The sequence below is a fragment of the Agrobacterium sp. 5Ca50 genome (assembly GCF_055381905.1).
On the sequence record NZ_AP026438.1, the window covers coordinates 2,933,819 to 2,947,574 of the forward strand.

Consider the following 13,756-nt stretch of genomic DNA (forward strand, 5'->3'; position numbering starts at 1 on the left):
CACAATAGACCGACCGAGATGAGGTCACAACAACTGGCAGAAAGCTACGATTATCTGATTGAAACACAAAGAAAAAGCCGGGAGATGATCCCGGCTTTTCCATGATCCAATATTTTGAGGAGATCAGGCGAGACTGACCTGCGCACGCGGCTTGACCCCGAGAATGATGCCAATGCTGGCGACAGCAAGCACCAGACCACTGATACCGAAAACGCCGGTTGCGCCATTCATGTCGAAGATAAAGCCGCCAACTGCCGCACCCATGCCGATGGCAAACTGGATGGAGGCAACCAGCAAACCGCCGGCACTTTCCGCTTCATCCGGAATGGTGCGCGCCAGCCATGTCGACCATGACACCGGCACCGCGCCAAACAGAAAACCCCACAGCGCAACAAGCACGGCAGCCAGAGGCAGTGGCGGTTGTGTGGTCACAATCACGAATGCGATAGCAGCCATCAACAGTGGCAAGACGGCCAGCGACAGCTTGAGGCTACGGCCGATCAATGATCCAGCCGTCAGCGTGCCCACAAAATTGGCCAATCCAAAGCCCAGCAACAGCGCCGAGACCATGCCAATATTGGCACCGATATCCATTTCCAGATACGGACGAAGGTAAGTGAAGAACGCAAAGTGTCCGCCAAATACCAGCGTTGCCGCCACCAGACCAAGCGCGATGCCTGGTCTTGCCAACACGGTACCAAGGGTGCGTAGGCTGCTTGTGCCTGAGGGGGCGAGCTTTGGCAGCGTCAGATACTGCATGATAAAAGCAATAACACCCAAACCGGCCGTCAACACGAAGACGAAACGCCAGCCGGCCATTTCACCGACATAACTTCCAATCGGCGCCGCAACGATGGTTGCAGCAGACACACCGCTGAACACCATGGATAGGGCCCGCGGCACATTACGCGGCGGCACGAGGCGGATGACGATGGCCGTGGACATTGCCCAGAAACCGCCAAGCGCCACGCCCAACAGCAGACGCCCGATCAAAAGCAGCGTAAAGCCGGGGGCAGCCGCCACCATAAGATTGGAAACAACCAGCAGCGCGGAGAAAAACATCATCAGATGTCGACGGTCAATGCGACGTGCAGCCGATGTGATCAGCAGGCTGGCAATCATGCCAACAACCGCCGTGACGGTAACGGCCTGTCCGGCCGCACCTTCGGTAATACCAAGTTCAGCAGCAATGGGGGTGAGAAGGCTTGCGGGCAGAAACTCTGCCGTCACCAGTCCGAATACACCGAGCGCCATGGAGGTCACGGCACCCCATGCAGGGGTTTCCGGGCCAGCCCCAGCCTGTGTAGGTTCAAAAGTCGGGTTCATCATCTTGTCCTTTGGGAGGGAAGGAATGATCTGAAGATAAACTGGACAGGCCGGACTATCTATGTCACAAAATCCGTCATGCTTGATCGAAAGTCCGAAAATCACAGCTTGCCAGATCCCGATCTCGTCAGTGAACTGCTGATGGGCATGCGACTTGTCGGCCTGAATTACAATCGCATCGAGGTTGCTCCGCCCTTTGGTCTGGCGTTTGGCGAGGTCGAGGGACGAGCACAATTTCACTTTGTGGCACGCGGCCCGGTCTATCTGAGAACACTGTCCGGTAGCCTGCACGAGATGAACACTGGCGATGCCGTTCTGTTGCCACGTGGTGGCGCACATTCCCTGCTGTCCAGCCCGGAAATGCCCTGCCAGAACATCCGTTCCTTCAACACTGCGCCGCTCTGCAATTCCGTCACCGCCATCAAGACCTGCAGCCCCGAAACACCGGCCGCTGAGCGCATCCTTGTTTTCAGCGGCTGCATGGAGTTTGACCTGGGTGGCCTGCACCCGCTTGTCGGACTGATGCCGGAAGTGATGTTCGTTGGCACCTTGATTAATCGTTATCCGGAATTGCTGCCGATGCTGGAGGCGATGGAGCGGGAAACGCGACAGGCCCGTGCCGGCTTTGCAGGCATTCTGGCGCGGCTTGCCGATGTGGTGGCCGCATTCATCGTGCGGGCATGGGTCGAATGTGGCTGCGGCGATTCCTCCGGTTGGATTGCAGCGTTGCGCGATCCACGCCTTGGTCGCGTTCTGCTTGCCATTCACAACAATCCCGGCCACGACTGGTCTCTGGCAGAACTTGCCAGCCAGATGGGTGCGTCACGCTCGGTTTTTGCCGAACGTTTTCTCGAAGTGACCGGCATAACACCGCTGCGTTATCTAACCGAGCTTCGCATGCGGCTCGCTTCGCAATGGATTGGCAAGGAACATATGCCGATTGAAACGGCCGCCCTGAAACTCGGTTACGGCTCACAGGCCGCATTCAGCCGTGCCTTCAAACGCATCATTGGCCATCCACCGGGCTCGCTGACCACAAAACAGAGTGACCTGCCTCCGCCGCCCCATCATATCGCATAAAAAAACCGCCGGTTTCCCGGCGGTTTTGTCATTCACAGTACCCTCGCTTATTCAGCAGGAACGGCTGTCGGATCAAGCGCGTCTATGCCTTCAACACGGTCATAGGCGTCCTGATCGAGAATGCCTTGGCGTTTTGCAACGATGGTCGGGATAAGTGCCTGACCAGCCACGTTAACGGCAGTACGGCCCATGTCTAGAATAGGATCAACCGCAAGCAGCAGACCAACGCCCTGCAGAGGCAGGCCAAGGGTGGATAGCGTCAGCGTCAACATCACGGTGGCACCAGTCAGGCCAGCAGTTGCAGCGGAACCAAGTACCGAAACAAAGGCAATCAGCACATATTCCTGCACACCAAGCGGGATGCCGTAAAACTGCGCGACAAAGATCGCCGAAATGGCCGGATAGATTGCCGCGCAACCATCCATCTTTGTGGTCGCGCCGAGCGGCACGGCAAAGGCTGCATATTCGCGTGGGACACCGAGATTACGTTCCGTAACCTGCTCGGTTACCGGAAGAGTGCCAATCGACGAACGGGAAACAAAGGCAAGCTGGATCGCAGGCCATGCACCGGCGAAGAACCGCACGGGGTTCAGTCCGTTTGTCGCCAGCACGATTGGATAGACGACGAAAAGCACGATCGCCAAACCGATGTAGATCGCAGCAGAGTACCAACCAAGCGATGCGAGCGCATCCCAGCCATAAACGGCAACCGCATTGCCCAGAAGGCCGATTGTGCCGATTGGCGTCAGGCGAATGACCCACCACAGAATCTTACGGGTAATGGCAAGCAGCGAACGGTTGAAGGACAGAAACGGTTCAGCCTTTTCACCCACCTGCAAGGCGGCAATACCAACAGCAATCGAAACCACAAGGATCTGCAAGACGTTGAAGTTGAGTGATGTGGTGGCACCACTGTCATTGATCCGTGTCGATGCCTGCAGGCCTAGCACGTTGGAAGGGATAAGGCCTTTCAAGAAATCAAGCCACGAACCGGTACTGGAAGGTGCCGCGGCAGCCGTTGCGGCAACACCACTGTTGATCCCCGGCTGAATGACCAGACCAAGTACGATACCGATGAGAACCGCGATCAGTGCTGTAATCGCAAACCACAGCAGGGTCTGCCAGACGAGGCGCGCTGCATTGTTGAGTTCACGCAGGTTGGCGATACTGGCCACAATGGCCGTGAAAATCAGCAGAGGCACCAGGGCGCGCAGAAGCTGCACAAAGATGGAGCCAATGGTCGAAAGCGTCTGTACGAGCCAATTCGGGCCAGCATCGGTCGGGCCGATCTGGCGCGCGATGTAGCCGAGGACCAGGCCGATAGCCATGGCAACGAACACCTGAAAGCCGAACGAAGCGTAAAACGGCTTCTGCGCCCGCGAAGCGGATGTTGAACTAGACATTTTGCATTCCATTTGATGGAGATAAGAAGAAACGTGGCTGCGGCTGATGAATGCGGCGCTGCTGTCTGCCTATATATTTGGCATATCGCCTTAAATATCAACAGACACAATTGCGCGAAACCGACGCTTCACGAAAATTCATTCCGCCATACAGGCAATTGGCGGGATCCTTTGGCGGTAGCGCCGGCACAACCGCCTTACTGATTGTCACGATTGCCCAGATAGTGAGCTTTGTCGACGCAGAATGAACTTCATCGGTACCGTAATGACAACAAGGCAGCAGATGATCAGGACGACCCCAACCCAACCCAACATAGGCAACCGTTCGCCAATGATTGCAACTGCAAGCATTGCCGCAATCACCGGCTCGATAAGTGTTATCGTCGTCGCCATGCTAGCAGGAATGCGCGCCAGCCCTATACCAAAGCAGATGTAACCCAGGAACATCGGCACCATCGCCATATAGATGCCGACCGCCGCATTGTTCCAAGAGGCGAGAAACGGTCCACCGGTCATAATCAGCACTGGCATTAGCAGTACGCCACCAATACCAAAGGTCGCACCCATGGCTGCGGATGACCGAATGCCCTGCAACATCAACCCGCGCGCCGTCCACGAATAAAGCGCATAGGTCAGGCCACCGACCAGACCCAATCCAATCCCGGCAATTGTCGAATGACCACCGGTGAAGATTTCGGTGGAGGAACTTTCTGCTACGCAAAGCAGCAACATGCCGGCAAGGCCGAGCAGCGCACCGCCCAACCAGCGTTTCGACAAGCGCGCCCCATCGAAGAGATTTTCTATCACGGCAGACAGTAGTGGCGCCGAGCCAAGAGTAACCACCGTGCCAATCGTAACTCCGGCCAAACGCATCGATCCGTAAAAAGCCAGCGGATAAAGAGCCACCGCCAGCCCACCGAGGAACAGCTTGCGCCAGTGCAAAGCCAGATCGGGAATGGAGCGACGGATACTTTTGGTAGCAATCGCGGCCTGTAACAGCCCGCCAATCCCCATGGCGGCAGCACCAATTGCAGCAGCGCTAACCTCTGGGGCGAACGTTGCCGCCGTACCGGTCGTACCCCAGACGACGGAAGCGAATAGAACGGCCGCCACACCAATCCTGAAATCTTTTGGCGCAGTATTCATAATGTCTCCAACAGGTCCGATGCCATGGCACGCGCTTCAATTACCAGCCCGCTGTTGCCTTCCAGCCCGGCACGGGTAATTGCGCCCTCAAGAAGGAACGCCAGTTGTCTTGCAATTTTGATTGAACGTGACCCATCACCACCGATCAGATCACTGACATGATCGGCAAGAATGCGCTCCACTTCTTCCTTGTGAACACGCACCGCCTGCCTTCCGATGTCACCAACTGTCAGTTCAGCCGCCGCATTCAGCAGGCCACATCCACGAAATCCACGTTCATAGGCATATTCGGCATGATCCTGATAGGCATCGAACACCGCCAGGATCCGGTCTTTGGGCGAATGCACCTTGGCCAACCGCTTATCGTACAGGGCAAGCCATTCGGCATGGCGAACCTGCAGATACTGGTTTACCAGATCGGCCTTGGAGGCAAAATTGTTGTAGAGGCTTTTCTTGGCAACGCCGGCCCGCTCCACAATAGCGTCAATGCCGGTTCCAGCAATGCCGTTTTCATAAAACAGCACCGCTGCCGCCCGCAAAAGACGGTCACGCGCACTTTCCGGCACGGTTATCTGCGCATCGCTCATCGGTCACCTCATCAGTAGTTAGATCGGTCTACCTACTGACTGAAGAAACGTCAAGTCTGCTGCGGTTGCGGTCAACTATCGCCTGCACACCGCCGCCCCCTCAAAACAAGGCATTCGTCAGGAACGTTTGGCTATTACATCGATCAACAGAAACAGGGTGACCGCACCAATTCCGACCGCCGTCAGCCACGACCAGGCATAGAGCGGCGAGAAACCTTCAATGATGAAGGTCAAAACGGGCAGCGCTGCCATCGTCACCATCACGGTATAGGCATCACAACGTCCAATACCGACCTGCAAAAGATAAAGCGGTGCCAGCACCCCGATCACTGTCACGGCAAGCAGAGCAGCAAGCAGATAGACGGACCATTCAATTGCTGGCAGGCCTGAGCCCAGTGTCATGACAAACGAAATTGGGATGATGAGATAAAACCGATGCGCCAGCACCGACTCGAATTTCCAGCCGCGATTAAGAAGCGCCTTGGAAGCCATAGTGATGAGCACAGCACCGATACCGGCGGCCACACTTGCAAGCAGACCAAGCCAGGCATTCTCACCAATGGAAGCAAAACCACTGCCCTTCACCGCAGCAAGCGCGAGAACACCACATCCAGCTAGCACACCCGCGCAGACCGCAATGCGCTGAACCGACGGTTTCTGACCGGTACGAGCGAAGGTGATGATCACAGCCAGAACAGGACCGACACCAATTTCCACCGCACCGACAATCGCCGGTTCAATCAACTTCAGAGCATAAAAGAAAGCGAGAAAGGTCAGTGCAGTGCTGGCATTCAACAGAAGGAACGGCCCTCACGCTTTTTGCCCGACGCTACGGCGCGACAAAAGCAGGAAAAACACGACCAGAAAGATCATCAACCGACCAAAACCGGCACCTGCCACTGACACAAATTTCTCCCCCAATCTACCCTGTGTCCGGGCAACCCTAACTGTAGAACACACATATGTGCTGTGTGCCCCAGGCAGTCATCCGGAGGCACACTGCACATTGCAAAACGCATCAAACGCTCGTTTTAAAGGCCTATTTCTTTGGCCCATGGCGGGTTTGCGCCCGCGCGGGAAACGGTGACAGCGGCAGCCTTGGAGCCGAGCGCCAACGCTTTGGTAATCGCCTCCTCGCTGAGCGTTGCAACCTGCGCCTTGGTCAGCAGTCCCTGCAACTTGAGCGAGGCCAAAATACCAGCATCAAATGTATCACCAGCACCGACCGTGTCGACAACCTCAACCTTCTGGCTTGGCACGAACACCTTGCGATCCCGGGTGTAACCGACAGCGCCTTCAGCACCCTTGGTCACCACCACCAGTTTGGTGCCATCCTTCAGCCAATGCGTGGCCATGGCGTCGAGATCGCCATCCAGACCGAACCATTCCAGATCTTCATCAGAAAATTTCAGGATATCCGACATCGCAGCCATGCGGGTAATGCGGGCCAGGTGTTTTTCCTTGTCCTTGATGAATCCCGGACGGATATTCGGGTCGAGCGAGATGACGCGGGCGGCATGTTCACGCTGCATCAGCGCTTCATAGGTGCTGCCGCATGGTTCGGGAATAAGGCTGATCGCACCAAAATGCATGGCCTCGCAGTCATCGCCCAGCGCCGGTAAGTCATCCTGCGACAACATTCTGAGTGCCGTGCCCTCATCATAGAAGGCGTAAGTCGCATGGCCATTGACCAGCTTCACAAAGGCAACGGTGGACGGACGATCCGAAAGTGCACAAAAGCTGTAATCGACATTGGCGGCCTTGAGGCTTTCAATCAGCACGTCACCCAGCATGTCCTTGGCAATGCCACAGAAAAAGCCGGAGGCAACACCAAGCCTTCCAAGCGCGATGGCCGTATTGAACACTGCACCACCTGCATAAGGGGCATAACCTGCCTCCCCTTGCGTCGTTTGACGTGGCAGCATGTCGATCAAAGCTTCGCCGCAGCACAGGATCATTCGGTCCTCCTCACCCATATAAAAAATGAATCTGAAAATTCTTTGCGCTTTAAATCGATTTAACCGATGTTACGCAGAAAAACCAGATCAGGACGTTGGCAATTCGCTGACACCACCGTTGCGGCCAGACCAGGCCAGCGGCGCATCCAGAAACGCTTCTACCTCAGCCAAAGTATTGTCATCGAACAGCTTGTCAGCCTTGGCAACGGCCAGCACATCACGCCATGTGGCGATGTAGTGCAGCTTGACATTACCGGCTGCAAAACGCTGTTCCGCTTCCGGGAAAATGCCGTAATAAAAAAGCGCAATGCCATGATCAACGATGCCACCGGCCGCACGGATTGCATCAATGAAGGTAAACATCGAACCACCGGCTGTCGTCAGGTCTTCAATGACCAGAACACGCGAACCTTCAGGCATGTTGCCCTCGATCTGCGCATTACGGCCATGGCCCTTTGGCTTCTTGCGGCAGTAAATCATTGGCAGCGAAAGACGCTCGGACAGGAAAGCGGCAAAGGGAATGCCAGCCGTTTCACCACCGGCAACACAGTCGAACTTTTCAAAACCTGCGTCGCGCATCACAGTTGCCGCGGCAAAATCCATCGCCGTTGAGCGAATGCGCGGATAGGAAATCAGCTTGCGCATGTCGATGTAAACAGGGCTCGCCATGCCGGACGCGAACTTGTACGGCTGGTCAGCAGAAAAATGCACAGCCTTGATTTCCCAGAGCATTTTGGCGACGATTTCTGCCATGACGGCGCGATCTGTAAAGTTGGCATGGATCATCTGGCTCTCCTTCGGCGTCTTTGGCTTTTCAAAATTGAGTAAATGGGTGTTGCGGCTCAGGCCACATCCCAATGCAATGGGAACATCGGGTCAAACACCGTCACGATGCCGGCACCGGTTTCCCGCTTGGTTGGGAAGGCGACAGGCTCATCACGTTTTACCAACGTGATCGTCTCATCATTCGGGGCAAGGCCATACCATGCCGGACCGTTGAGAGACGTGAAGGCCTCTAGCTTATCGAGTGCATTGTCCTGTTCAAACACATGCGCAAGGCAGCTCATCGTGTTGATCGAGGTGTAGACGCCGGCGCAACCACAGGCGCATTCCTTCAACGGATCGATATGCGGTGCGGAATCCGTGCCGAGGAAGAAACGTGCGTCGCCGGATGTTGCCGCAGCGCGCAGCGCAAGACGGTGTTCTTCACGCTTGGCAACCGGCAGGCAATAATAATGCGGCTTGATACCGCCGACCAGAATGGCGTTGCGGTTGATGATCAGGTGGTGCGTGGTGATCGAACCGGCGAGATTGGCCTTGGAGGATTTGATGTAATCCACGCCATCTTTTGTGGTGACATGTTCCATCGTCACTTTCAGCTCTGGCAAACGCTTGCGCAGCGGTTCGAGAACCGTTTCGATAAACACGGCCTCGCGGTCGAAAATATCGACCTCAGGCGTTGTCACTTCACCATGCACGCAAAGCGGCAGACCGATCTTGGCCATACGCTCCAGAACAGGCATGGCCTTGTCCATGTCACGCACGCCGCCGTGGGAATTTGTGGTGGCACCGGCGGGATAAAGCTTCACGGCGGTGATCAGGCCGCTGTTTTTACCGGCTTCAACATCATCCGCTTCGGTGTGTTCGGTCAGATAAAGCGTCATCAGCGGCTGGAACTTATGGCCAGCCGGTATAGCCTTGACGATGCGGTCCTTATAGGCCTGCGCATCCTCGGTCGTGACAACAGGCGGCACGAGGTTCGGCATGATGATCGCACGAGCGAAATCCTTCGACGTATCCCCGATCACGCCTTCAAGCATGGCGCCATCGCGCAAATGCAGGTGCCAGTCATCAGGGCGGCGAAGGGTGATCGAATTCATCGTGCGGACCTCGGGTGCTGTATGGAATGCGGCAACCGCTTAACATCTTTTGCACCGGGGATACAGCCGCTGAACAGGTTTCAACGGCTGTAAATGCATTTTTTCAGCTGGAAGGACCGATCTGAGACCGGCGCTAGATACCGCCTGCCTCTGGTCCCCAGACATCGGTCATCGCAAAACCGTCCGCCAGCGGATCAAACGGGTCCACACCCACTTGGTGCAGGCCAAATGTAAATCCACGACCGGCAATGGTCGGGATGACAGCCGGGCGACCGGCAACTTCAGTGAGGGCGGAAAGTCCAACCTCGAATTCCGAACCAATGATGGAACGCGATGTGTATTCGTCACCGAGTTTGACCTTGCCGCGCGCATAAAGCGTCGCGAGATTGGCCGAGTTGCCGGTTCCGCATGGCGAACGGTCAGCACGCCCCGGCCACATGGTGGTGCAGGTGCGGATGGAGCCATCCGCATCGACATCGCGGAACATCACATAGGCAACACCTGAGATCGCCGGAATTTCGGGATGAACAACCGGCACCGAACGGTTGACGATGTCTTTCAGCACCATGCCCGCCGCCACTAGCTTGGCTGCATTGGCCTTGTCGATGGTCAAGCCGATCTGCCGCACATCCACCAGCGCGTAAAAAATGCCGCCATAAGCGATATCCATCGTCACCGGGCCCCACTCCGCCGTGTCGATGCTGACATCTAGCTCGTGAACAAAAGACGGCACCATGGTCAGCTTAACCTTTTCACAGCGCCCGTCGCGGCAGGTGGCTGTTGCCTTGACGAGGCCAGCAGCCGTTTCAAGAATGATCACCGTTTCCGGCTCTTTCATTTCCACCATGCCGCTTTCCAGCAGTGCCGTTGTGGCGCAGATGGAGTTCGACCCGGAACTAGCATGAGCCTGATCCGGCTGCAGGATCACGAAGGCCGCATGGGCGTCCGGATGTTTCGGCGGCAGCAACAGATTGACCGAGCCCATTGGCGTGCCACGCGGTTCAAGCGTTAGGAAGCGCCGAAGCTCGGTACCTTTCGGATCGGTATTCATCCAGTGAAGCTGTTCAGCAATGGTGTTGCCAGGGATTTTCGGCGCGCCACCAACGACGACGCGACCGATTTCGCCTTCACAATGCACATCGAGAAGCTGAAGTGTGCGTTTCCAACGCATGATATTCTCTCCGAAAATCAACCACGGCGAACAATGCCGCCATTCCCATGACGCGACCTAGTCTTAAGCAATACTCAACTGCATGCAGTTTGTATATTGAACAATTCTGTTTGCCAGCAACAGTTTCTCGGAGATCAGCGTCGATTACAGACAGCACGATCGCGATTGACGGAAAGATCGCAATTCACACCGGACGAACCCAATGCCGACTCGTTGACCACACTACCGGCCGTATCCCCAACCGAACCAATGGTGTTGCCAAGCGAACGACCGAAGCGTTCAACCTGCTGACCGTAATTGTCGCGTGTGCGTGGATCAAACACAGCAATCGGAGCACTGACCACCACGCTGGCCGCGGTGCCAACGGTTTGCGCTGCGCCAATTCCAACGGCGCCAATTGCCTCACCAAGGCCCACATCAGAATCCGTCACTGTCTGTCCGGCAATCAACCGGTCGCCAATCAACCGCACCACTTCGGGGCTTTCGGCAAATTTACCGTGATTGAGATTGTCTCCTGACTTCAGCTTGGTGAGATCGAGAACCGTAATGCCGGCCTTTTCAAGCTGTGAAGCATAGGGTTCAACGGTTGGATCAATCTGTCCAAGGCGATCGACGTTACCGGAAATGCGGCGAGATAGGGTCAAGGCCCGGTCGTCCTGCGACACGAACAACGTGAACTTCGGCGGCGTCGTGCCGAGTGCTGTGTACTGTCGGCTGAATACGTCCACATCCAAATCAGGTGCGGCAAGAATGACATTTTTTATCTTCGGATTCACACGGCCATTGCGAATGGCCATCTGCCGCAGCGATTCCACCGCAAGCCAGGTGCCCATCGAATGCGCCATCACGGTGATCTCACCAACAGACTTGTCCTTGGCAAGTCGGGTCAGCATTTCCTCCAACGCGTCGCGCGAATAGTTGGTGCTTTCCTTGTCGTAATTATAATCGAAGATGCTGGCGCGGGATGGCCAGGTAAACACCACTGGCACCACGTCCGTACCGGAATCATGCACGATCTGTGCAAAACGATAGACCGATTCCTCGTAGCGGTTGTTGAAACCATGCACGAAGACCAAAACGCGGCGGTCCTTGGAAAGGTGCTTCTTCACCCACGAAAAACCGGCTGCCTCACCGATGATCGGCTCAATAGAAACCGTGGTAAAATCCTTGAGCGGGTTGGGTGGCAATTTCTTTGGCCACTGCACCTGCCCGACCTTGCGATTGGCTTCAGGTGGAATGGAGACAGTCACAGCGTCGATCTTGAGGCCGGTGCCACGCTCTCCGCCAAACAGGATTGCGGTATTATCAGAGGGAGCACGGGTCGTCGCAACGAGAAGATTGACTTCAGACGTGCCCGGTACGGTCGTTCCGGTTGGGGTCATCACGCCGATTGGACGCCCACCACAGCCGGTCAGCACGGCAAATACCATAAACACTGCCGCACATTTTGTGCGCATTCCAAAGGGCATAGATTCATTCTCCCCGAACCATGGAGCCTTCGTCAAAACAGCATCCGGCCGGGTCCCTTCTATAGCAAAGCCCAATGAAGCGGAATTGCTTTTTACAATCCCGCATTTTTGGTGATCAGGCAGAAGGCAACATTGTGCCCTTTTCCCGCAGTGCCGTGTGCCAGGAGAATGCTTCTTCGAGGATATGCGGTGTATGTCCCCCACGTTTTACAGCCCGCTCAAAATAATCTGCCAACTGGTCGCGGTAGAGTGGATGCACGCAGTTGCGAATAATCACCGGCGCACGCTCACGCGGCGCAAGTCCACGCAAGTCAGCGATGCCCACTTCCGTCACCAGAATATCCACATCATGTTCGGTGTGGTCGACATGACTTACCATCGGCACAACGCTGGAAATCGAACCATTCTTGGCAATAGACTTGGTGACAAAGATCGACATGTACGCGTTGCGGGCAAAGTCCCCGGAACCACCAATGCCGTTCATCATATTGGTGCCGCCAACATGGGTGGAGTTCACATTGCCGTAAATATCGAATTCCAGTGCCGTGTTGATGCCAATAATCCCCAGACGGCGAATAACCTCCGGGTGGTTGCTGACCTCCTGCGGACGCAGGATTAACCGGGACTTATAGTCCATCAGGCGCGGCATAACCTTTTCGTTCATCTCTCCCGACAGGGTGATTGAAGAACCGGATGCAAAGGTCAGCTTGCCACTGTCAAACAATTCAAAGGTCGAGTCCTGCAGAACCTCGGAATACATTTTTAGGTCATGGAACGGTGTGTCGATAAAACCGTGCATCACCGCATTGGCAATCGTACCGATACCGGCCTGCAGCGGCTGCAGTTCATAGCCCATGCGACCCTGCTTCACCTCGTTGAGCAGGAAGTCCGAAAGGTGGGAAGCAATCGCCTTGGTATCGTCATCCGGTGGCAGAACGGTCGAGAAGCTGTCTTCTTTTTCCGTCACCACAATAGCGGCAATCTTTTCCGGCGGAACCGGGATATAGGGCAGACCAACGCGGCTATCCGGCGTCACCACCGGAATGGGCATGCGGGTAGGCCGACGTGCGGGAATGAAAATGTCATGCAGCCCTTCCAGAATGACCGACTGCGAGAAGTTGATTTCAACGATAATCTTGTCCGCGAGAATGGCAAAACTTGCCGAGTTACCAACCGATGTAGTTGGCACGATGCCACCTTCGGAAGTGATTGCCACCGCCTCGATAATGGCAACATCAACGCCGTGGATCTGGCCCGAACGCAGTTGCTCAACGGTTTCCGACAGGTGCTGATCGATGAACATCACCTCGCCGGCATTGATGGCCTTGCGCAGCGCCGGATCGGACTGGAAAGGCATGCGCCGCGCCAGCATATGGGCTTCGACCATGGTCTTGTCGAGATCATTGCCAAGCGACGCACCGGTCATCAGCGTAATGGAGAGTGGGCTTTTCTTCGCCCGTTCCGCCAGTGCCAGCGGCACGGCCTTGGCCTCGCCAGCACGGGTAAAGCCACTCATACCAACGGTCATGCCGTCCTTGATGAGCAAAGCAGCCTCGTCCGCACTGACCACCCTGTCGAGAAGGCTGGCGTTGCGAATACGATCCTGAAGCATGAAACTCTCCTAAAAACGCACTTATGTCATCGTCACGACGACAATATATTGCACTGCAACAGACATCGCGCTTAGTTCGCACCAGCGCAACTTGGCAATAAGTATGGGATAGTTTTAGCCACTC

At 55.8% G+C, this 13,756-nt stretch carries 12 protein-coding genes; 1 reads left to right on the forward strand and 11 read right to left on the reverse strand.

Annotation, left to right across the window (positions count from 1 at the left end; all coding sequences use genetic code 11):
- Positions 1 to 123 precede the first annotated feature (123 nt).
- Positions 124 to 1,329 (reverse strand): MFS transporter, encoded by a 1,206-nt coding sequence (locus ACZ5FM_RS14155; RefSeq protein WP_464039005.1) that lies wholly within the window; start codon positions 1,327 to 1,329, stop codon positions 124 to 126.
- 75 nt (positions 1,330 to 1,404) lie between these two features.
- Between ACZ5FM_RS14155 and ACZ5FM_RS14160 the strand changes: the two genes are divergently transcribed.
- Complete coding sequence (locus tag ACZ5FM_RS14160; protein ID WP_464039006.1) at positions 1,405 to 2,406, forward strand: AraC family transcriptional regulator; 1,002 nt, start codon at positions 1,405 to 1,407, stop codon at positions 2,404 to 2,406.
- A 47-nt stretch (positions 2,407 to 2,453) separates the two neighbouring features.
- Here ACZ5FM_RS14160 and ACZ5FM_RS14165 read toward each other — a convergent pair whose 3' ends face one another.
- The 10 genes from ACZ5FM_RS14165 to ACZ5FM_RS14210 form a co-directional block, all read right to left on the reverse strand.
- Entirely contained in the window at positions 2,454 to 3,809 is a 1,356-nt protein-coding gene (locus ACZ5FM_RS14165) for a dicarboxylate/amino acid:cation symporter (RefSeq protein WP_192491449.1), read from the reverse strand.
- Positions 3,810 to 4,016: 207 nt separating this feature from the next.
- Positions 4,017 to 4,955: a DMT family transporter gene (locus ACZ5FM_RS14170; RefSeq protein ID WP_464039007.1), complete on the reverse strand. Its 939-nt coding sequence runs from the start codon at positions 4,953 to 4,955 to the stop codon at positions 4,017 to 4,019.
- Positions 4,952 to 5,542, reverse strand: a complete 591-nt coding sequence (locus ACZ5FM_RS14175; RefSeq protein ID WP_464039008.1) for a TetR/AcrR family transcriptional regulator — start codon at positions 5,540 to 5,542, stop codon at positions 4,952 to 4,954. Before ACZ5FM_RS14175 ends, ACZ5FM_RS14170 begins: the two co-directional genes overlap by 4 nt.
- A 117-nt stretch (positions 5,543 to 5,659) precedes the next feature.
- Positions 5,660 to 6,337: a hypothetical protein gene (locus tag ACZ5FM_RS14180; protein WP_464039009.1), complete on the reverse strand. Its 678-nt coding sequence runs from the start codon at positions 6,335 to 6,337 to the stop codon at positions 5,660 to 5,662.
- Positions 6,338 to 6,573: 236 nt separating this feature from the next.
- A complete protein-coding gene (locus ACZ5FM_RS14185; RefSeq protein WP_464039010.1) occupies positions 6,574 to 7,500 on the reverse strand; it encodes a carbohydrate kinase family protein in 927 nt (308 codons plus the stop codon).
- Positions 7,501 to 7,587: 87 nt separating this feature from the next.
- Positions 7,588 to 8,286 carry an orotate phosphoribosyltransferase gene (locus ACZ5FM_RS14190; protein WP_192491453.1) on the reverse strand — a complete coding sequence of 233 codons (699 nt, stop codon included), beginning with the start codon at positions 8,284 to 8,286 and terminating at the stop codon, positions 7,588 to 7,590.
- Positions 8,287 to 8,342: 56 nt separating this feature from the next.
- The gene (gene pyrC / locus ACZ5FM_RS14195; protein ID WP_464039011.1) at positions 8,343 to 9,380 is read right to left on the reverse strand and encodes a dihydroorotase; all 1,038 of its coding nucleotides are present in this window, start codon (positions 9,378 to 9,380) and stop codon (positions 8,343 to 8,345) included.
- A gap of 133 nt (positions 9,381 to 9,513) precedes the next feature.
- Positions 9,514 to 10,551 carry a 4-hydroxyproline epimerase gene (locus ACZ5FM_RS14200; protein WP_464039012.1) on the reverse strand — a complete coding sequence of 346 codons (1,038 nt, stop codon included), beginning with the start codon at positions 10,549 to 10,551 and terminating at the stop codon, positions 9,514 to 9,516.
- A gap of 134 nt (positions 10,552 to 10,685) precedes the next feature.
- Positions 10,686 to 12,008 carry an alpha/beta hydrolase gene (locus ACZ5FM_RS14205; protein WP_464040474.1) on the reverse strand — a complete coding sequence of 441 codons (1,323 nt, stop codon included), beginning with the start codon at positions 12,006 to 12,008 and terminating at the stop codon, positions 10,686 to 10,688.
- A 127-nt stretch (positions 12,009 to 12,135) separates the two neighbouring features.
- Entirely contained in the window at positions 12,136 to 13,632 is a 1,497-nt protein-coding gene (locus ACZ5FM_RS14210; protein ID WP_464039013.1) for an acetyl-CoA hydrolase/transferase family protein, read from the reverse strand.
- Between the last annotated feature and the right edge of the window lie 124 nt (positions 13,633 to 13,756).

Coding starts and splice junctions, on each gene's coding strand:
- ACZ5FM_RS14155 (WP_464039005.1), bottom strand. CDS start 1,329: ATGATGAACCCGACTTTTGAACCTACACAGGCTGGGGCTGGCCCGGAA.
- ACZ5FM_RS14160 (WP_464039006.1), top strand. CDS start 1,405: ATGCTTGATCGAAAGTCCGAAAATCACAGCTTGCCAGATCCCGATCTC.
- ACZ5FM_RS14165 (WP_192491449.1), bottom strand. CDS start 3,809: ATGTCTAGTTCAACATCCGCTTCGCGGGCGCAGAAGCCGTTTTACGCT.
- ACZ5FM_RS14170 (WP_464039007.1), bottom strand. CDS start 4,955: ATGAATACTGCGCCAAAAGATTTCAGGATTGGTGTGGCGGCCGTTCTA.
- ACZ5FM_RS14175 (WP_464039008.1), bottom strand. CDS start 5,542: ATGAGCGATGCGCAGATAACCGTGCCGGAAAGTGCGCGTGACCGTCTT.
- ACZ5FM_RS14185 (WP_464039010.1), bottom strand. CDS start 7,500: ATGATCCTGTGCTGCGGCGAAGCTTTGATCGACATGCTGCCACGTCAA.
- ACZ5FM_RS14190 (WP_192491453.1), bottom strand. CDS start 8,286: ATGATCCATGCCAACTTTACAGATCGCGCCGTCATGGCAGAAATCGTC.
- pyrC (WP_464039011.1), bottom strand. CDS start 9,380: ATGAATTCGATCACCCTTCGCCGCCCTGATGACTGGCACCTGCATTTG.
- ACZ5FM_RS14200 (WP_464039012.1), bottom strand. CDS start 10,551: ATGCGTTGGAAACGCACACTTCAGCTTCTCGATGTGCATTGTGAAGGC.
- ACZ5FM_RS14205 (WP_464040474.1), bottom strand. CDS start 12,008: ATGCGCACAAAATGTGCGGCAGTGTTTATGGTATTTGCCGTGCTGACC.
- ACZ5FM_RS14210 (WP_464039013.1), bottom strand. CDS start 13,632: ATGCTTCAGGATCGTATTCGCAACGCCAGCCTTCTCGACAGGGTGGTC.